Below are 19,307 nucleotides of genomic sequence, written 5' to 3'. Positions count from 1 at the left end.
CGAAGGGGCGGCCATTCCTCCGAAGCCACCGTGCGGCAGAAGCGAGATCAGCCACACCCCGTCGGTCCGGGCATCCGGGGTATCAACCTCGGACACCGTAATCTTAGGGAAGCGAGATGATCGTCTCGTGGCAGGTAAGTCGTATACGGAGGAGTTCCGTCAGCAGGCGGTGGATCTGGTCCGGTCCACGCCTGGCGCGACGGTCAAGGGCATCGCTGCTGATCTGGGGATCGGCCGGGGCGCCCTGAGCAAGTGGATGCGGGAACGTCCAGCTGCGCCTGGAGTGTCCGGGGAGCAGGCCGCGGGCCAGGACGCCCCGGCAGAGCCTGCGGGGCCTGCGGCCGGCCTGGCGGGGCGTGCCCGCGGGGCGGGACCTGCGAGTCGGATGGCGCAGCTGGAGGCCCAGGTGGCCCGGCTGGAGGCGGAGGCCGCGCGGCGGGACGCGGCCGATGCCCGGCGGGAGGCCGAGCATGCCGCTGAGGTCGAAAAGCTCTCCACGGAAAGGGATATTCTCCGGAAGGCAACAAAATATTTCGCCTCGGAGACAAACTGGTGAACCGCTTCCAGTTCGTTGAGGACCACCACCAGGCCTTCGGGGTCAAGCGGTTGTGCGAGGTACTCGAGGTCAAGCGTAGCTCGTTCTACGAGTGGCGAAAGGCCGCGCCCGGCCGGGCCGCCCGAGCTGCCTCGGACCAGGAACTGGCCGGGCGGATCCGGGCCCTGCACGAGGCCGACAACACGCTCGGTGCGCCCCGGATGACCACTGAGCTGAACCAGGGCCTGCCCGAGCAGGAGTGGGTCAACCACAAGCGGGTCGCCCGGATCATGCGCCAGGAGCGGATCGCCGGTCTGCGGCTGCGTCGTAAGACCCGCACCACGATCAGCGATGATTCCGGGCAGACGTTCCCTGACCTGGTCAAACGCCGGTTCAGCGCGCCCGCGCCCGGCTGCCTCTACGCCGGGGACATCACCTACCTGCCCCTGGCCGACGGGAGGAACCTGTATCTGGCCACCGTCATCGATCTGGCCTCCCGTCGTCTGGTCGGCTGGGCCATCGCCGACCACATGCGCGCCGACCTGGTCGTCGCGGCCCTCGATGACGCCCTAGGCACGCGAGGATCACTGCGAGGAGCTATCTTTCACTCCGATCACGGTTCTCAATACTTGTCGAAGGCGTTCGTGAAGCGCTGCAAGGACCTCGGCCTGCGTCAGTCCATGGGCAAGGTCGGCTCCAGCGCCGACAACGCAGCGGTGGAGTCCTTCAACGCCACCTACAAGCGGGAAACACTCCAAGGGGAACCGTTCTGGCCCGACGAGGCCTCCTGCCGCCGAGATGCCTTCCGTTTCTGCACCCGCTACAGCGCACGACGCAGGCACTCCTACTGCGGGAACCTGTCACCCGCTGACTACGAGAGGACCCTCAAGACTGCTACCTTCGTCCTGGCAGCCTGAAACAGTCACCCGCGTGTCCAGAGTCCGGGGTGAAGGCCCAAGACGTCCTTGATCGCGCAGAGATACAGTTTTCCTTCGTTGGTGCGGTGTTCTGTTATGTCGGTCAACCAGACGTGGTCGGGTGCGTCGGCGGTGAACTGTCGGCGCACGAGGTCATCGTGCACAGGCGGTCCGGCCTTACGATTGCGGCCCTTCTTCTTCGAGAAGACCGACCAAATCCGTTGTGCTGAGCAGAGTCTGGCAACCCGGTTCGGGCTGGTCTTCCAGCCGGCCTCGTGGAGTTCGTCGGCGATGAACCGGTAGCCGAACTCCGGGTCGTCGCGGTGGATGTCGAGGGCGGCGTTGATCAGGTGGGCCTGGTCCCAGTCCCGGGCCGGGACAGGGTTCTTGCGCCACTTGTAGTAGGACTGTTTCGAGAAGCCCAGCACCCGGCAGGTCACCGCGACAGGAATCGGATTATCCTTGTCGGCGGCCAGTTCACGGACCAGCGGGAACATCATTTTGTGCCCCTATGGTATTCGTCAAGCGGCGGATGTTCCGATCGGCGTGTAAAGGGCATGATCGCGGGTCATGGCGAACAAGACATCGCAGCGTCGGCGCGCCAAGGCCATCAGCGCTTGCTTATGGCTTTTTCGTTCCGACCGCTTACGGTCGTAGTAGGCCCGCGAGACAGGATCTTTGAGAGCAGAGAACGCGGCAAGATACAGTGCTCGCTTCAGACGCTTGTTCCCGCGTCGGGAAGGGTGCTCGCCGCGGATCGAGGTTCCGGAGCGTCGGCTGACCGGTGCCAGACCGGCGTAGGCAGCCAGGTGCGCTGCAGTCGGGAAATCCTTGCCTGCGGTCTCGGTGATGAAGCAGGCTGCCGTTCGGAAACCCACGCCGGGCAGAGACAACAGGACATCGGCCAAATGGTGATTACCAAGTGAGGCTTCGACTTGCGCTGCGACCTCGCTGCGCTGTTCGCGCAAAAGGGTCAGCTGCTGCGCCAGACGCGGCAGGACCATAGCAGCGGAGGCAGTTCCGGTTACGATGACGGTTTGCTCGGACAGGGCTTGCCAGATACCGTCAGCAAGCTTCTCGGCCATGCGTGGAGCCTTCTTGCGCAGACGGGCTGCGATCCGGGCTTTTCCGGCAGCCTTTAAGGATGCCGGCGAAGGGTAACGCTGAAGCAGATCGAGAACTGCCGGATGCTGCAGTGACGGTCCCAGAGCTCGTTCCAACGCCGGATGGATCTGGGTGAGCAGTCCGCGGATTCGGTTGCTGACCTGATTGATCTGCTCGGCCAGGTCCTGGTCGAAGCCCGAAAGCATGGACAGTTCAGATGTGTGCTCGTCGTCCTCACGAAGCGCGCGGAGCGCATGAGGCATGGAGCGAGCCGCCTGCGCGATGACCGCAGCGTCCCGCGCATCTGTCTTCGATTCCCCGGTATGAAGGTCGGCGATCCGGCGCATCGCCAGTCCTGGCAGATATCCCACCTCGACGCCGCTATCACGGGCTACCGCCAGTGGCAGCGCCCCGATGGTGGCCGGCTGATCAACGACGAACAGCACCCGTCCATGGGGCGCCAGCCGCGCGATCAGCGCCCGCAAGCGCGCCTCGTCTTGCGGGAGCGCTTCATTGAGAAGCTGTTTCCGCTGGCTGTCAAGGCGACAGCATGATGGGCAGACTTTCCGACATCCACGCCTACGAAAACATCGATGCTTGAGTGCAGTTGAACCATTCTCAAACCTCCAGGTCGTTCCGGATGACGGCGCGGTCTGGGCGAGAGGTCTCGGCATCCACGTTACAACGGCCTGAAAATGTTTGACCCGGCCCCTATCAGCGATGACCTACCGCCCCGGACTCCTCGGTGGCATCACAAAATAGATCATGAGCGACAGGTTGATTCGACTGCCATGCCGAGGAGCCCGAGCCGTCGCCAGCAAGGTCATCCTCGCTGACTGGAACAACGTAACGGGTTGATATCCCTGGCCAGATAGGCAGCTGCCCTCCGGAGGATCTCGTTCTCCTGCTCCAGCAGCCGGTTGCGCTTACGTAGTTCCTTCAGCTCCGCGGAGTCACCCTGGGCACCACCCGGTGGGGTGCTGTCGTGATCGTCGGCGAGCTTCAGCCAACGGTGCAGGGTCGAGGCGGAGACACCGGAGTCCTTCGCGACCTGCTCGATCGTGGCATCGCCCTGACGGGCGACCGCGATCACGTCGCGGCGGAACTCCTCGGGGAACGGTTTGGGCACGTTGACATCCTCTCAGCAAGGACCGTGATCCTTGCGAGTCAGGAGTCAGCCAAGCTGGGGGCAGTCCCTCCAGGTCCAGGTCGGGCACGAGAGCGACAGCTCCACAGCGATTTACACGCACGTATCTGACGACTTCATGAACACCGCACTCCACAAGGCACTGGCACCGGCTCTGGACCCGGACCCGGACCCAGGTTCGACGCCGATGGACGGGAAGAATCGCTGATGACCGAGAAGCTGGACTACCGATGGCACCTGCGTCGGATCATGGCCGACCGCGGCTTGTTCCAGACCACGGACCTGATCAAGCCGCTGGCCCAGCGGGACATCAGATTGTCCTCCAGCCAGGTGTTCCGGCTGGTCACCGAGCGGCCGGAGCGGTTGAGCCTGAAGATCCTGATGGCCCTGCTCGACATCCTCGACTGCGCGATGGACGACCTCATCGAGCCGGTCGCGGCGGCCGGTACCCGAACCAGACCGAAGAAGATGGCCGCCGGCGGCGACCATGACGTCAACGCGGCCGGCCTGGGCGCGCTGCGGCCGAAACGGGCCAGGATCACCAGGACCTCCGAGTGAGCACCGAGTGACGGCCAGGATCGACCGATCGCTGCTCGGGCAGCAGGTCGGTCCCCTGCTCGTGCTGCTCGCCGATCTCGAGCCCACCCTGGAAACCGAGGCAGTCCTTGCCGCGCTCTGCCGGGCCGCCGCACACCCGGCCGGGCAGCGCGCGATAGCCCACGAGGTCGCCGAGCGACCGGAACTGCTCACCAGTCACGGCGCCGCCGCAACGCTTCCCGGCGTGCTGCGTTTCATCGACGCGATGCTCCTGGCCGGCGCCACCACCGTGGTCGCGCCGCTGTGCCCTCGCTGCGGGAAGCAGCGACGCCTGGGAAGACCTTTCGGTGGGCTTCGGCTCTGCGACGGCTGCACCAGACAAGCCGTGGCCATGACGTGCGGTCGATGTGGGAAGCTGCGGCCGCCGGCTCGCCGAAACGACAACGGCCACCCGATCTGCCAGGCGTGTTGGTCACGCGATCCCAGAAGCTGGAAAGCCTGCACCAAATGCGGCGATCAGCGGCGGGTCGCTGCGATGACCGACGCCGGACCGGTCTGCACCCGCTGCCGGACACGACCCGAACATGTCTGCGGCATCTGCGGTCGCACCGCCCGGTGCACCATCTCACGCGCGAACGGCCAGCCGATGTGTGACCGCTGCCGCGAACGCTGGGCCGTCTGCTCCCACTGCGGCACCGGTGCCTCCGTCAAGGGCGGCACGCTCGAGGCGCCCTTGTGCGCCCGCTGCCTCAACCCCGACCCGGCGTTCTGGAAACGCTGCGGTACTTGCGGAATCACCTGGCAACTCACCACGGCCGAATGCGCCCGCTGCTCCCTCGATCGCCGTCTCAGACGGATCCTCACCGCCACCAGCGGCACCTCAACCCAAATAGACCAGCTGCGAGAGGCCTTCGCACGGGTCGAGCGGCCCGACCACGCGCTGGACTGGCTGAACAAACCCGGCGTCCGCGACACCCTGCACGCCGTCGCGCTCATACAGCCGGCCATCACCCACCAAGCTCTGGACGCGTTGCCAGCCAGCGGCACCCTCTCGCACATCCGCTCCATGCTCGTCGTCGCCGGAGCGCTGCCACCCCGTGACGAGCGGCTGGCCGCCCTCGAACCATGGATCAAAAGAGTCATCGCAGCAAGGAAATCCCTCGAGCATCAGCAAGTCCTGCATGCCTACGCGATCTGGCATCACCTGCGGCGCCTCCGCGCCCGCCTCGCCGACCAGCCCGCTTCCCACCACCAAGTCACCAACATTCGCCACAACGTCTCCGCCGCGGCAGCCTTGCTGGACTGGCTGCATGAGCGCGGATCAACCGTGGCCACCTGCACCCAAGCCGACCTGGATCAGTGGCTGGCCAGCAAGCCCGCACACGCCGCCCGATCCACGAACTTCGCGCGGTGGGCCACGACCCACCACCACGCACCCCGGCTCACCGCTCCGGCAACCCGCTGGACCGGCCCCGCCGGGCCACTCGACCAGGACCAGCGCTGGGCAGACACACGGCGCCTGCTGCACGACGACACCATCCCGACCGCCGACCGGGTCGCCGGCCTCCTGATCCTGCTCTACGCCCAGAAACTCAACGTCATCACCACGCTGACGACCCAACACCTAAGCCACGCCGACGGCCAGACCCTGCTCAAACTCGGCAGCCGACCCATCGTCCTGCCCGCCCCGCTCGACCGCCTCGTCAACGACCTCGCAGACGCCACACGCCAGCCGCCCAGCGGCAGCCTGATCAACACACCGTCCACCTGCCTCTTCCCTGGACGATGGCCCGGGCGCCCACTCACCGAAGGTGCTCTCGCCAGACGACTCCACGCACACGGACTACAACTGCGCCAAAGCCGAAACACCGCACTATTCATGCTCGCTGCCGAGGTCCCCGCCGCGATCCTGGCCAAGATGCTCGGCATCCACATCAAGGCAGCCGTCCAATGGCAGCAACTCTCCAGCGGAGACTGGACCGCCTACGCCGCAGAGGTCAGCCAGCGAAACCCGGAGGAATTCCGGCAGTTCCAATAGCTGATCTCACCATTAGAGGCCATTCGGGATGGTACACCGGATGCGGTTCAGGTCAATGATCGCTGGCACTTGTGGCACGGACTGGGCGAGGCCGTGGAGAAGGTCGTGGTCGCTCACGCGGCTTGCTGGCGTCCGGCCGTGGGGAAGGCACTCAAAGAGCCTCCGAGTCATCAGATGTGGCACAGCCGGGCGATTGACGAGCGAACGGCGGCCCGCCATCGGATAGTCCATGATCTCTTGGCTCAAGGGCTGAGCCTGATGGAGTGCCGGCGCAGGCTGGGCTGGGGCTTCAACACGGTGAAAAGGTTTGCGCGAGCGGCCACACCAGAGGAACTGCAGCGCCCACCACGCTACCGCACGACGCTGGTGTGTCCTTACCGCGACTATCTGCGCCGTCGTCTGATCGAGGAGCCTTCGGTGCCGATTACGCATCTGCTGGGAGAGATCCGCGCCCAGGGATACTCGGGCAGCCAGAATCTGCTGTTCCGGTACATCAACCAGGGCAGGCTCGATCTGGAGCACACGCCGGCCCGTCCCCGAAAAGTCACCTCCTGGCTGATGACCGCGCCCGAGAATCTTGCTCAGCACGATGCCGAGCGTCTGAGTGAGGTCCTGGACCTGTGTCCCCATCTGAACGAATCCGCCAATCTGATCAAGCAGTTCGCTCACATGATGATGAACCGGGCCGGTGAGAAGCTCGCCGGTTGGATGGAAGCCGCACAAGCGCTCGAACAGCCTCCTCTGAGCAGCTTCGTCACCGGCATGCGCCAGGACCAGGCCGCAGTCACGGCGGCCCTGAGTCTGGAGTACAGCAACGGTCCGACCGAAGGGACGAACACGAAAATCAAGCTCCTGAAACGACACATGTACGGGAGAGCTGGGTTTCCGCTACTGCGGCAACGCATCCTGCTCAACTGAGATATTGCTGGGCGCCACGACCACCGTTTGTGCGCCAGAGCCGGATTCCGGACAGTCCCGGTCAGGGCCAGGTTGATCGGTCGTTGCTGGTTGTTGGCGTGGTGGCGTAGGCCGGCGGCTATGTTGGTGGTGCCGGTCAGTCGTAGGAGGTTGATGGCGGTGTTGCGGAGGGTGGCCATGGTGTGGGGGCCGTTGCCGGTGCGGACGCGGGAGCGGTCCTCGTCGAAGTCGACGTCGCGGACCCAGTGCGTCTGATTCTCGATGCGCCAATGGTTTTGGATCCAGGACGCGAAGACGTCCGGTGGCGCGGCATGGTGGTCGGCGGACGTGATGATGTAGACGGTCTCGATGGTCTTCTTCGTCTTGCCGGGCTTTTTCGGGTGTGGCCGGGTGACGGTCCGGCGGACCTGCGCGACCTGGGCGGCGCCGGTGAAGGTGATCCAGGCGGGAACTGCGATGACTTTGATGGTGCGGCAGGCGCGTCGGCCGTGGCCTTTCTGGATGCTGGTGTGGCGACGGATCTTGCTCCAGGGCAGGGCTTTGCAGGCGGCATAGAGAGTCGGCTGGTTCAGCTTGACGGTAAACACGTAGTTGCCGCCACCTGCGATGATGACCTCGGCGGTGTCGGTCTGGGTGTGCATGGCGTCCACGGTGACCACGACCCCGTTCAGGTCGAAGGTGGCCAGGAGGGTCCGGACGGTGGGGATCTCGTTGCTCTTGGCTGCGGTGGCCAGTTGCCCGACGATCACGCCGGTGGCGTGGTCCAGGGCCGCGACCAGGTGCGGGGCCGTCTGGGCGCCGGTGCGGGCGCCCCTTACCGTCTTGCCGTCGATCGCGATGACGCGTCGCCCGCTCAGGACGCTGGTCCTGGTCCAAGATACGCGCCGATCAGCGCGTCCAGCACTTCCGCGTCCAGGCGCGACAGGATCCGGCGGAAGGTACTGGCATCCGACGCTTTCGCCCGGGTCAGGCCCAGTCGGTGCAGGTCAGCGGCATCCAGGTCGGCCGCCCACTGAGCGATCGCGGCGAACGAGCGTGACCCGGCCAGCACCGCGCACACCGCTGCCGCGATGATCCCGGCCAACGGATGACGCCGGCCACGTCGTCTGCGCGGGTCAGGTACCTGTTCCAGGACATCGATCAGGCAGGTCAGTGGGGATTGCGCGGGCGCAGGCGTGATGGGGCAAGATGGCATCGACGGGCGTGGTCCTCGGCTGGCTGGTCTTGGTGTGAGAACCTCCATCCAAACCGCAGTGGCCACGTCCGTCACCGCGCCACGCCGCCCAGGTCGCCCTAAATCAGCAGGTCACAGACGCTTCGTCCGACTTTGCCGCGCCCCCTGAAGCGGAACCGAGGCTAGGCTTTCATGAAGGTAATCGACGTCCACTGTTGCCGGTGCGGTAGCCGTGCTTGATGCACCTCTGCGAGAAGCCATTGAGAGGATGCGCCACGGGCGGCACCGACATTGATGAAGCGCGTGCTCTCGTCGATCTCGATGCGCCGACCCGGGTTGCCCTGAATGACGTGCACTGCTCCGCCGGGTCTGCTGGATCGGCTCACCACCAGGGACTGGTGGGAATGCCCTGCCACCAGCAGGCGTCCGGACCTGTCGGGTCCTCCCGGGAGCCAGGACCCGTCACTGCGCCGTGACCAGGCCAGTTCGTGTCCGTGGACGAGCAGTGCACCGCCCAATAGACGGCGTCTTGGTGCACGCACGAGTCGGGCTAGGTCGCCGACCAAGCCGTCGCTCGGGACCAGCGCCGCAATACGCTCCTCTTGATTTCCGAGAATGCAAAGCTGAGGCGTCAACTGCCCCCAGAGTTCTTGATCGACGTGGACGACATCCGAAAGCGTGGGACGTCCCCCGGCACGAGTGATCTTCGACGCCGCGCACTTCGAGACCCTGCAGTCCAGGTAGTCACCTAGAAGAACCATGACTTCTACGTGGCACCGATCCGTGGCGGCCGTGATCCTGCGCCACGCCGCACGATCTCCGTGCAGATCGGCTATGATCGCTACCCGCATTGGCGTCAACCACAGATTTCAGGTCTGCAAATGCGATCTAAGAAGGGAAACTCGTTCCTCCACGGCCACTTTCGGGAGCACCAGTAACGAGTACCCAACTTCTTCGTATGCCCGGCACATGAACTCACACGAGCGTAGGGCCTGATCCGGACCGGAATCGCGCTCGGAGTCTTGCAGGTATATCTCCGGCCAAAAAGGGGCGACAATGACGGTCGAGTCGTACCGGAGCTGCTTCGCGGCCTCATAGAAATGATGAGGCACCTCCTCGCCGATCATCATGAGGTAACCGATCGCATCGACGACCGTACGATCGAAGAACACCGGGCCGGCGAGCCTCGACGCCTCGCGGAACGAGCGGATTTCCCAATTCAGCATGAGTTCGGCGTACAGGAGAGAATCAAGTCCCGGCTGCGCCAGTCCACCGATGGAGACCTGTTCACGAACAATAGCTCGGGCACCTTCAGCCATCGTCGCGAAACCATCCGCAGCGAGGTGTTCGAGCATCGTCGTCTTGCCTGCTCCTGGAGCACCGGTAATCGCGACCAGGCGATTACCGTTCGTCACGCGCGTCCGCTCACACGGCGGCGAGCAACTGGATCTGTTCGGCGGTGAACCTGGCTTTCGTCCCGGCAGACAACGCCGTACGGTGATCAATGACCGACGGCACCTCCGGCCGAGAGTAGTACGCGTTCACCGCGGTCCGCGGCGCGTCGCTCCTGTTCTCCGTCCCACCGTGCCAGATGTGCGAATTGAAGACGGCCACACTTCCTGCTTGCGCAGTCACCAGCACCTCGTCGGGATGAGTTGCCGAACGGTCCCTCAGTTCCACGCGTGGGCATCCCAGCCTGTGCGATCCAGGAACGAAGCGCGTGGCGCCATTGACCGCCGTGAAATCATCGAGCAGCCACATGGCGTTGACGACGAAAAACTCACCGTCCCGCGGCGGTTCGTCGTCCCAGTCGGCGTGCAATTTCTGAGCCTTCTGCCCTGGGAACGCGCAGCGTATGTTGAGCATAGAGAGCTTAAAATGGGGCAGTACATGCCTGACACAGGCAAGCACGAGCGCATCCTGGAAGAGGCGGTCGAAGGCCAAGGACTTTTCCAGCAGATTGTGCAAACGAAAGGCGCCGTCGTTGCATTCCGTGTACTCCGAGCCAGCCAGCGCACCTTCCTGCTCGCGCAACTGTCGAACGCTTTCCTTGCAGGCGTCGATCTCGACTTTGCTCAGCATCTTCTCCAGCACGACGAGCCCGTCTTTGTCTAACGCTCGCGTCACATCTCCCAGATCACATCGGCGGGAATCAAATCTGACGACGGAGGACGCAGCGGAGCTTGCATTGGTCAATGTCGGTCTCCCCTGACGGCGCTCGCCTCGTCGGCGCAGCGACAAGCCGTCACCTATGATATTCCGGTCTTACGCGAAACACCAGGGAACGTCTCTCGCACGTCAGAACATCCTGGAACGCGCTGCCTGACTGGCTTCGACCATGGCACGAAGGCTCTTCCATGCGGCGCCGCCCATGATCGATTCCTGTATCTCCGGAATGGCTCCGCGAAGTGCTTCCACGGGATCGGAGCCCGGCTTCCGTTCCGTGGCCAGCGCAGCCGCCGCGTTGACCACGACGGCGTCCATGACGGGGCCCTCCCTGCCGTCCCGGACGACACTCCGCACTACCTCGGCGTTGAACACGCGATCGCCCCCCCGGAGTGCGGTCAGGGCCACACGCGGGACTCCCATGTCCTCCGGCACGACTACATGCTCGTGGGCAACACCGCCCTCTGCGGTCCAGACACTCGTGGGGCCGCAGATCGACAACTCGTCGAGTCCCTCGTGTCCGTGCAGCACCAACGCCGTGGTCCCGCACTTCTCGAGAGCATCCGAAACCGTTGCTCCGATGTCCCGCTTGGCGACGCCGACTGCGGCGTTCGTGGGTCTGGCCGGGTTGAGCAGCGGGCCCATGTAATTGAATACGGTTCGTACACCGAGGCTGCGACGAACAGGTAAAACCGCTGCCATAGAATGATGGAAGCGACCTGCGAAACAGAAGCCCATCCCCGCTTGTGCGACAACCTGCTCCACACCGGCGGCATCCAGTTCGATGTTCACCCCAAGTTCTTCCAGCACATCCGCTGTTCCGCACTTGGACGAGGCCGCCCTGTTGCCGTGCTTGACCACGGTCCGGCCGGTGCCCGCCACCGCAAGCGCGGCCATGGTGGAAATGTTGACCGTGTGATACCCGTCCCCGCCGGTCCCCACAACGTCGAACGTGACTCCAGTGACATGCACGCGCTCCGTGTATGTCAGCTGCGTGGCAGCGAACTGGACCAGCTCGCCGGGCTGCACCCCTTTCGCCTCCAGCGCCACGAGGAATGCTGCAGTCTGTGCCTCGTCCAACTCTCCGCGAATAACGGTCTCGATCATATGCGCCGCGGTCTCGCCATCCAGCGAGTGGCCTTGGATGAGGGATTGAAGTGTCTGACTGAATGCCTTCACCACAGCTTGATCCTCGTCATTTGCTGAAGGGGCGGCCGTTGGGTTCCGCCACCGCGATCCAATGGACTCGCCAACGCGAGACTACAGCGCACGAGGTGGGGGACGCCTCACCGAAGATCCAACATTGGAATCGGCGGCGGGTCAGTCGGCCGCGCTGTCCATGATCCTGCCGATCATGTGAGGGAGGTTCAGGATTGGTAGGCCCAGCCGCTCGAACGCAGCAAGGTGCGGTCGTTCGGTGAGAGCGGTGGTAGCCAAGACCCCTGGAGCCAGCATCTGTTGGAGATGACTCACAGTGGCATCCGATGCGAATGAGCGATGCACCAGGAGATGGGTGCGGCCCGCGCCGTTGCGGCGCAGGACATCGACGGCACCGGCGGCGGTCTGCCCGGTCGTGAGTTCGTCGTCCACGAGCAGCACTCGCTTGTCCTGCACCGCCGGGCGCCGGCTCACGAGCGCCTGCGGACGATCTTCATGATCATTCCGGTGCTTCATCAGAACCTCGGCCAGGATCCCGGTCCGGTGCGCGATGTCGACCGCCTGGGCAGCCCTGCCCCGATCCGGAGCGACGACGACCTCGGGACGGACGGTGTCCTGGATCCAGGGCACAACGTCGTCAATCACCGAGAGGCAGTCCACCGGTCGCGTCGAGAACCCGGCCACGGCAGAGTTGTGCGGCTCGCACAGCACGTAACTCCTCACCGTAGGAAGTGCGTCGAGGTGCCGGAGCAACGCTGCCGCACCCAGTGACGCGCGCGGAATCGGGGTCTCGCTCCTGCTGTACGGCAGGTAGGGGATCACGAGGCGCGACGTCAGCGCCGGATTGCAACGCCACAGGACGTCCAGCGTCATGATGAGTTCTTCGAGAGCGGAACCGGCGGCGCGGCTCGCTGCCCAGACGATGTCGAGAGTATCGGGTACCGTGTCCGGCACCTGGACGAGGAGATTCGTGTTCTGGAACGTCGTCACCTGGGGCCGGAGTTCGCGGCTCAGCTCCGACAGAGTGTCCAGCAAGGGAGAGGACGTGCCGCCGGGCACCCTGACGAATCTCGGAACCGCTGAGTCAGTCGGGCGCACGGGCCGTCCAGAGTGCCGCATCTCCGGTCGGCCATCCGTCCTGCCCCGCGTACCGGCGCACCTCACTGAGCCCGGCGTCTCGAAGCAGCGCCGACATGGTGTCGCGCCGCGGGACGAACTGCCGATAACAGGCGCGATCCCTGCGACCGGCGCCGGTTATTGTGGCGAGGACGTGCTCGACCTCCGCACGCGCATCCCACACCAGCCGTTTCGACACCGAACCGCCAGCAGGCCATGCCCGCACCTTGTCTAGCTGCGTGACGCCGGCATAGCGCGCCTCGGCGCAGAAGATCTCTGTACACAGCAGCGCCGCCGGAGCCATGATGTCGCGCATCCTCTCAATCAGACGGAAGGCGTCCGCGCGCCCGGCGTTGATACCGAACGACGTGCCGAGACAGAGCACCATCTCGTATGAACCCTGAAGCGAGTCGGTATCGACGTTCGCCTTGATCGTCCGCACCGCGACGCCCAAATCATCGGCAGCGCGGCTGAGGCGCCCCAGCAAGGAGGCGTCCATGTCGATCGCGTCCACACTCCATCCACGTCTCCCGAGCGCCAAAGCGTGTCGCCCCGGCCCTGACATGACGTCGGCCACGAGACGGGTGCGCGGCGACCAGTCACCGACGCCCCTGGCAAGGATGAAGTCCAACTCCCGATCCGTGCGCTCCTCGTCGGTCGGCCTGTACGCCATGTAAAACTCGGAGAGCAGCTCGAAGTACCGCAGACCGGTGCAGGTCCCCACACATTCACCTGCCCCTGCCCTCCACGGACCAGTCGCAATCATGAAGACCCACGCCGATCGAGAAGAAGTTCCTCCACGAGCGTGAGTGCGTCGCGCGCCGCACCGGGTCGATCCGTACGCAGGACGTGCCCGCCGTTGCGCGACGCGAGGCTCACGTACGCCTCTCGGCTGCGCTCGACATATGCCCGTTGCTGATCCCAGCGCCGAGGGTCGGACCCGTCACGCTCGATCACCCGCTCCAGCAGGACGTGCGTCGGCGCATCGAGCACGATGAGGAGGTCAGGTCGCAGCAGGTGCGCCAGCACGGGCCTGAGCGCATCCAGGTCGAGGTCACCCTCGACCATGAAGTGCGTCAGCAGGGAGAACACGTAGCGATTGGTGAGAACCGGCCGCCCCGCGAGCAGGGCGGGCTCCACCACTCGCACTTGATGTTCGAAACGGTCGGCCAGCGAGAACAAGGCCAGGGCCATCGGGCTCAGACCCTCGTCCGGATTCCGCCGGGTCTCTGCGACCTTGGGATCGTCGCGCCACCAGCGGGTGGGCTGCTGGGTCAGCACCGATGACAGGCCCCGTCGCCGGAGCGCGGATTCGACCACTTCTTCGAGCGTCGTCTTGCCCGATCCGTCGGGCCCTTCGATCGCGACCAGCAGACCGGGCATGCCGTGCGGACGCAACTCGATGATCATCGGCGTGCCCTCGTCCACCCATCGATGCGCCGCGAAGGCCAGGCGCCGGTCACTTGTACCGCCGCGGCCCCGGCGATCATGCCCGCTCGACACCCCGACTCCGGAGAGAGCCCCCGCGCTATCACGGCCGCGTAGGCAGCAGCGAAGGCATCCCCGGCACCCGTCGTGTCAGCGACCGGAACTGCCGCCGCGCGGAAGGCCTGCACACCCCGGGCCGACCGGGCCACCGCCCCCTGATCCCCGTGCGTGACCACCAGCGTGAGGAGCCCATCGCGAATCCGGTCGCCGATCATCCGCAGGGCAGTCAGATCCTCAGCCTCGTGCCGGTTGCAGACGGCGTGCAGCGGGGCACCGATCTCGAGGGCTATGCGCATCACTTCGGCGGTTCGCCCGCCGGGTGCGAGTACCACGTGTGGTCTTCCTGCGTCCGGCGCCCGCGCGACCTGCTCCAGGAGGCGGCGACACGCGGTTCCGGGCACGTCCATAAGGAGGAGGCAGCTACCCTTCAGGACGGTGTTCATCACGCGTGCATCCAAATCGTCGAATGCCTCGGCATTCGCGCCGCCCTCCAGCATCATGAAATGACCGCCGGGCGCGTTGACGACGAGTGCCTTCCCCGTGGGCTTGGAGGTGATGACTCTCACCAGCGAGGTGTCCACCCCCCGGCCGGCAAGGTCCTGGCGCAATCTCTCTCCCGCTGCGTCGTCACCGACCCCGCCGACGAGCCGTACCCGGCAGCTGGTTCGGGCGAGCCAGGCCGCCGCATTCGCACCGTGTCCGCCGGGTGCTTCGCTCCGCCGGAGAACGACGAGCGTTGCGTCGTCCGCCGGCCACTTGTCGCACTCTGCGATGGTGTCCGTGTTCATGCCTCCCAACACCGTGACCGAGGGGGCCTTGAAGGACGGGCGCACCTGCGGAGGATCACGCCGTGACAAGGGCGAATCCCGAGATTTCCACGAGGTGGCGGGGATCTACGAGGCCGGCCACGATGACGACAGCACTGGTGGTTCTGGCCCCGGCGACCATGAGCCGACCGTCCCGCACTGCATTGAAGCCAGAGAAATGTGCCCTGTCGGTAAGATAGATCGTCATGCTCACCAAGTCGTCCAGACCAGCACCGCCAAGAGCGAGGACGGCCTCGATATTGTCGAACACCTGCTCGGTCTGCTGTTCGATGCTTCCGTCACCGACGAGACCCTTAGCGGTCATGGAGACCTGCCCGGAGAAGGAGACCAGGCTGACGGCCTCCCCCAAGGAGACAGCCAGACCAGGCACGTATTCCGCGACAGGGAGGCTCATGCCCGCGGGCCAGAGCTCCTTCACGTGTGCACCTCCTGCGCCTTCGACCACGCTACCCACCGATCGAGAACGTCGACGGCTGCTCCGGACCGGATGCTCTCCTCGGCTACGGACAGACCTTCCTGCAGATTCTCGGCCCGCTCTGCAACGACGAGGGCAGCCGCCGCATTGAGGAGAACGATCTCGGTCCGCGCCCGGCCCGCGGTGCCGTCGACGACGGACCGGAGGATGCGTGCGCTCTCGGCTGGCCAGCCGCCCTGGACCTCGGCCAAATCGATGCGTCGCAGGCCGAGTTCCCGAGGGTCCACGACCAGCTCGGAAACAGCGCCGCGATCCACCGTAATGACATCGGTGGGAGCCATGGTGGACAGTTCGTCGAGCCCGTCCCGCCCGTGAACGACCCACGCCTTCAGGGTCCCCGTTGCAGCGAGACTCCGCCCGACGAGCTGCAGATCCCGCGCATCGTAGATTCCGGTCATCTGGCGCCGCACGCCCGCAGGGTTGGCCAGCGGCCCTAGAAGGTTGAAAAGCGAGTGCAGGCCGAGTTCCCGGCGCAGGGCGATCAGGTGACGCATGCCGTCGTTGAATACCGGCGCATGCATGTACGTGATACCCACGGCCGCGAGGCAGCTCCGGACGTCCTCCGGCCCGGAGACGACCCCAATTCCCAGAGCCTGCAGCGTGTCACTGCTCCCCGAGTTACTCGAGATCGCGGCGGTGCCGTGTTTCGCCACCGGCACTCCTGTGCCGGCGACGACGATGCCTGCCGTGGTCGAGATATTGAAGACATGCGCACTCGGTCCGTCGCCACCAGTACCGCAGAGGTCAACGGCGCGTTCGCTATCAGACCCCAGTTCGACCCGCCTGCCGCGCGCACGTACCACATGGACGAAGGCAGAGAGTTCGTCTACGTGTTCGGTCTTCATGCGGAGCGCCGCCAGGAGGGCCCCGAACTGGGCCGGCGTGAAGTCCCCGTCGACGAGTCGCTCCATCAGGGCCGTAGCCTCGTCGAATGCCAGATCCTCGCGACAGGCCACCAGCTTGTGAAGCACTCGCCGGAGATCGATCACGTCATCCGTTGCCGAGCTCATCTCGCCTCCTGCCGATCGCCCGGTCCGTACCTGTCGAGCACGGACGCTAGTCGTATTTCGCGAACCTCGACTTCATCGGGCTGCTTAAATACATTCGCGACCGAACGCCCGACAGCCGCAGCTGAAAGCCCTTGAGGCCGGTCGCCCGGTCGCTTGCCGCCGAAGTATGTATCGACTCGCGCCGGAGCGACCACGGTCACATTGATCTCCGAGGCGCGATATTCCTGTCTCAAGCACTCCATCATCGCCACAAGCCCTGCCTTCGATGCGCAGTACGCCGCGCGCCCGGCGAACGGATGGAAGGCGGAGTCTGAAGCGAGGGCTACGACACGAGCCGGACGACCGCGCATCAGCAGCGGAAGGCAAGAACGGATGGTCAGGAATGCCCCTGTCAGGTTCACTCCGATCGTGCGGGCCCAGACCTCGTTGCTAGTCTCGGCCAGCCCTGCCCAGGTGCCGTTGCCCGCATTGACGACGATTCCGGACAACGCGCCGCACCTCTCCGCCAGTTCGGCCACGGCTCTCGTGACGCTGGCCGCATCGGAGACGTCCACGGTCTGATCGATGATGTGCGTATCGGTAGATTTCCCCTCCCCCTCCGTGGCCCGGACACTCCGGGACCAGCGGATCACGTGCCGTCCGTCGGCGGCGAGGGAGGCGGCCGTCGCGTGGCCGATGCCTCGCGAGCCACCCGTGACCAAGATGGGCGGTCTCATGGTTCGAGCAGTTCCATACGGGCCCAGACGGCGGATACGTGCTCCGGCGCGATGTGGCGCAGGAGCTGGTGCGCGAGCCGCAGGCTCTTTGGACTCGCGTGGGCGACTCCTCCGACCGTCACCGCGGACTCGGTGATCAGCAGGCCCGATCCGGGCACGACGCCTGCAGCGTTCAGCAGATCACGCTTGTCACCGTGGATCGCAGCACCGGTCCCCGCGGGAATGACGCCTGCCCGCGCAAGGATTAGCGATCCGGAGCAGACCGCATAGAACGAACTCCGCCCGGACAGTCCCGCCAGCCAGGCACGTATGTCCGGATCCTCCGCGGCGCCGTGCGCCCCCCTCCCACCGGGAACGACAACGACGTCGCACGTGCCCCCGAGGCGCCCGACCGCATTGACCACGAGTCCTGCCGACGTGCGGATTGTCGGCGAGATGCCCCTCATTGCGAGGTCGAGGGGCGCTCCCACGTCGCTTGCCATGTGCACCGGGGTGACGACGCCGGCCAGGTCCAGGTCATTCACACCGTCGTAGACGAGGACGTCAACGGTGAGCGTCATGGCCCCAGCTCGGCGTAGGCCACTCGAAGATCGTCCTCGGTGTAGCGATGACCGCCCGGCGGCGACTTCAATTGGGGGAACGAGGCCACCAGCGCGCCACCGAGGCCGCGGCGTTTCCCGGCCGCGGCGATGCGCACGAGGTCGATGATGACACCGGCAGCGTTGCTCGAGTCCTGGACCTTCAGCGTCAGATCAATGATCGCCGGAGTTCCGCCCCAACCGCGGCTCTCGATATTGATGTGACAGAATTTGCGGTCCTGGATGTAGCCGATGTGCCCGCCCGATGGAACGACTTCGACCCTTTCGACGTCGATGCCGCTGTCCCGCATCGCATTAAGCTTGGATTCCCGCTTCGTTGAACCATGAGAGCGGAGATTCCGGAAATCCTCGTTCCCTCCCAGATTCACCTGATAACTCCCCTCCAGCGACAGGCCACGCTGCGTCACAAGATCCAGCAATGCCCGGTGGACGACGGTTGCCCCGAGGTGACTTGCCAAGTCATCACCAATGAGCGGAAGGTTCTCGTCCGAGAAGCACTTCAGCAGATCGTCGTCACGCGCAACCTTTTCCGGTGTGCAGTTCACGAAGGCGGCACCCGCATCGAGGGCGGCCCGCGCGTAGGACTCTGCCAGTCGCTGCCGACCCGTGGGGAGGGAATAGAGGAGAACCTCGGTTCCAGTGGATACGAGACGTTCACTGACCGCCGCGATCTCGTCCGGATCACCGTTCATCATGCCTGATTCGACCACGACACCGGTCGGCGGCAGAGCCGGCACGAGTTCAGGGAAGTTGTTGGGAGTGGCCATCACTGCCTCGGCGAGATCTCTACCAACCTTCGCCTGGGCCACATCAAGTGCAGCCACGAAGTGCACGTTCATGACTGACAACCCACCTACGGTCTCGACACGGACTCCGGGCAGTGCCGCCGATGGGTCGGATAAACGCAAGGCGCGGTAAAAGGCAATTCCCTGCAGCAGTGCTGCAACATTATTGCCGACCCCCGCCACCGCAAGTCTGAAACTGTCCTTCACGCGATCTCCTGGAGGGCCGGTTCCTACGCGACGACATTCCGAGTATCTGTCGAGAGACCCGAGTTGCGGACGCCCTCCCAGTGAGCTGCGGTTACGACGAAGATCAGGGCCGACGCTGCCACAATTATGCGGCAATAGCACATAACAGTTATAGCACACGATAGGTGATGAGTGTAATGGTCTGTCGATATTTGGCTTCCGTAATGGGGCATGCGGTGACAACGGCGCCGGTCATGCGCCGAACTCGCGGTCGGGGTCCAAGGGGCCGACGACGGCGATCGGGCGGTTGCTGAGGCCGGCTAGTACTCCAACGTCACTTCGTGATCATGTGCTGTCGGTAGCGAGTTGCCTCCGGACGTGACTTTGGTGGGCTCGGGCTTGGGTGGTTCG

The 19,307-nt window shown here is 65.0% G+C and carries 19 protein-coding genes and 4 pseudogenes; 4 read left to right on the top strand and 19 right to left on the bottom strand.

Going from position 1 to position 19,307, the window contains the following annotated elements; translation table 11 throughout:
- Positions 1–127: 127 nt before the first annotated feature.
- Positions 128–1,452 (top strand): IS3 family transposase gene (locus LR394_RS40300; RefSeq protein WP_231450003.1). Its coding sequence is split into 2 segments (ribosomal slippage): positions 128–542 and positions 542–1,452, totalling 1,326 coding nucleotides; the frame shifts between segments, so codons are not numbered across the junction.
- Positions 1,453–1,493: 41 nt separating this feature from the next.
- Here LR394_RS40300 and LR394_RS40295 read toward each other — a convergent pair.
- From LR394_RS40295 to LR394_RS40285, 3 pseudogenes are all read right to left on the bottom strand, one after another.
- Positions 1,494–1,955: pseudogene (locus LR394_RS40295) on the bottom strand (IS3 family transposase); the annotation flags it as partial.
- Between the two features lie 18 nt (positions 1,956–1,973).
- Positions 1,974–3,172 (bottom strand): annotated as a pseudogene (locus LR394_RS40290) (IS110 family RNA-guided transposase).
- Positions 3,173–3,406: 234 nt separating this feature from the next.
- Positions 3,407–3,685, bottom strand: a pseudogene (locus LR394_RS40285) (transposase); the annotation flags it as partial.
- A 225-nt stretch (positions 3,686–3,910) separates the two neighbouring features.
- On the opposite strand from LR394_RS40285, the gene LR394_RS40280 reads away from it, so the two are divergent.
- Together LR394_RS40280 and LR394_RS40275 are read left to right on the top strand one after the other, a co-directional pair.
- Positions 3,911–4,261, top strand: a complete 351-nt coding sequence (locus LR394_RS40280) for a helix-turn-helix domain-containing protein (RefSeq protein ID WP_231450002.1) — start codon at positions 3,911–3,913, stop codon at positions 4,259–4,261.
- A gap of 7 nt (positions 4,262–4,268) precedes the next feature.
- Positions 4,269–6,278 carry a hypothetical protein gene (locus LR394_RS40275; protein WP_231450001.1) on the top strand — a complete coding sequence of 670 codons (2,010 nt, stop codon included), beginning with the start codon at positions 4,269–4,271 and terminating at the stop codon, positions 6,276–6,278.
- A gap of 12 nt (positions 6,279–6,290) precedes the next feature.
- Here the strand turns inward: LR394_RS40275 and LR394_RS40270 are convergent, their stop codons facing one another.
- Entirely contained in the window at positions 6,291–6,947 is a 657-nt protein-coding gene (locus LR394_RS40270) for a hypothetical protein (protein ID WP_231450000.1), read from the bottom strand.
- Here LR394_RS40270 and LR394_RS43930 point away from each other — a divergent pair.
- Positions 6,837–7,196, top strand: coding sequence for a transposase (locus LR394_RS43930; protein ID WP_407937216.1), 360 nt, complete (start codon positions 6,837–6,839; stop codon positions 7,194–7,196). The two genes, LR394_RS40270 and LR394_RS43930, sit on opposite strands and share 111 nt — an antisense overlap.
- Positions 7,197–7,399: 203 nt before the next feature.
- Here LR394_RS43930 and LR394_RS43925 read toward each other — a convergent pair.
- The 15 genes and pseudogenes from LR394_RS43925 to LR394_RS40200 all read right to left on the bottom strand — a co-directional run.
- Positions 7,400–8,029, bottom strand: a pseudogene (locus LR394_RS43925) (ISAs1 family transposase); the annotation flags it as partial.
- A gap of 20 nt (positions 8,030–8,049) precedes the next feature.
- Complete coding sequence (locus LR394_RS40260; RefSeq protein ID WP_231449999.1) at positions 8,050–8,391, bottom strand: transposase family protein; 342 nt, start codon at positions 8,389–8,391, stop codon at positions 8,050–8,052.
- 161 nt (positions 8,392–8,552) lie between these two features.
- Entirely contained in the window at positions 8,553–9,221 is a 669-nt protein-coding gene (locus LR394_RS43920; protein WP_407937215.1) for a metallophosphoesterase family protein, read from the bottom strand.
- A gap of 18 nt (positions 9,222–9,239) precedes the next feature.
- The gene (locus LR394_RS40255; RefSeq protein WP_231449998.1) at positions 9,240–9,785 is read right to left on the bottom strand and encodes an AAA family ATPase; all 546 of its coding nucleotides are present in this window, start codon (positions 9,783–9,785) and stop codon (positions 9,240–9,242) included.
- A gap of 10 nt (positions 9,786–9,795) precedes the next feature.
- Positions 9,796–10,497: a phytanoyl-CoA dioxygenase family protein gene (locus tag LR394_RS40250; protein ID WP_331283142.1), complete on the bottom strand. Its 702-nt coding sequence runs from the start codon at positions 10,495–10,497 to the stop codon at positions 9,796–9,798.
- A 171-nt stretch (positions 10,498–10,668) separates the two neighbouring features.
- A complete protein-coding gene (gene trpD, locus LR394_RS40245) occupies positions 10,669–11,718 on the bottom strand; it encodes an anthranilate phosphoribosyltransferase (RefSeq protein WP_231449996.1) in 1,050 nt (349 codons plus the stop codon).
- A 138-nt stretch (positions 11,719–11,856) separates the two neighbouring features.
- Positions 11,857–12,753, bottom strand: a complete 897-nt coding sequence (locus LR394_RS40240; protein ID WP_231449995.1) for a phosphoribosyltransferase family protein — start codon at positions 12,751–12,753, stop codon at positions 11,857–11,859.
- Positions 12,754–12,778: 25 nt separating this feature from the next.
- Positions 12,779–13,534, bottom strand: a complete 756-nt coding sequence (locus LR394_RS40235) for a class I SAM-dependent methyltransferase (protein ID WP_231449994.1) — start codon at positions 13,532–13,534, stop codon at positions 12,779–12,781.
- 38 nt (positions 13,535–13,572) lie between these two features.
- Complete coding sequence (tmk, locus tag LR394_RS40230; protein WP_231449993.1) at positions 13,573–14,238, bottom strand: dTMP kinase; 666 nt, start codon at positions 14,236–14,238, stop codon at positions 13,573–13,575.
- A complete protein-coding gene (locus tag LR394_RS40225; protein WP_331283141.1) occupies positions 14,217–15,098 on the bottom strand; it encodes a carbohydrate kinase family protein in 882 nt (293 codons plus the stop codon). Before LR394_RS40225 ends, tmk begins: the two co-directional genes overlap by 22 nt.
- Positions 15,099–15,141: 43 nt before the next feature.
- A complete protein-coding gene (locus tag LR394_RS40220; RefSeq protein WP_231449991.1) occupies positions 15,142–15,543 on the bottom strand; it encodes a RidA family protein in 402 nt (133 codons plus the stop codon).
- Entirely contained in the window at positions 15,540–16,610 is a 1,071-nt protein-coding gene (gene trpD, locus LR394_RS40215; RefSeq protein WP_231449990.1) for an anthranilate phosphoribosyltransferase, read from the bottom strand. The genes LR394_RS40220 and trpD (LR394_RS40215) overlap by 4 nt, the downstream gene beginning before the upstream one ends.
- Positions 16,607–17,326 (bottom strand): SDR family oxidoreductase, encoded by a 720-nt coding sequence (locus LR394_RS40210; protein ID WP_231449989.1) that lies wholly within the window; start codon positions 17,324–17,326, stop codon positions 16,607–16,609. The genes trpD (LR394_RS40215) and LR394_RS40210 overlap by 4 nt, the downstream gene beginning before the upstream one ends.
- On the bottom strand, positions 17,323–17,886 hold the full coding sequence (locus LR394_RS40205; RefSeq protein WP_231449988.1) for a DJ-1/PfpI family protein: 564 nt from the start codon (positions 17,884–17,886) through the stop codon (positions 17,323–17,325). The genes LR394_RS40210 and LR394_RS40205 overlap by 4 nt, the downstream gene beginning before the upstream one ends.
- On the bottom strand, positions 17,883–18,917 hold the full coding sequence (locus LR394_RS40200; protein ID WP_231449987.1) for a hypothetical protein: 1,035 nt from the start codon (positions 18,915–18,917) through the stop codon (positions 17,883–17,885). The genes LR394_RS40205 and LR394_RS40200 overlap by 4 nt, the downstream gene beginning before the upstream one ends.
- Positions 18,918–19,307: the final 390 nt, after the last annotated feature.

It is taken from the genome of Kineosporia babensis (genome assembly GCF_021129305.1).
In the GTDB taxonomy this organism is placed as follows: domain Bacteria; phylum Actinomycetota; class Actinomycetes; order Actinomycetales; family Kineosporiaceae; genus Kineosporia; species Kineosporia babensis.
This window is presented reverse-complemented; position numbering and strand designations above follow the sequence as displayed.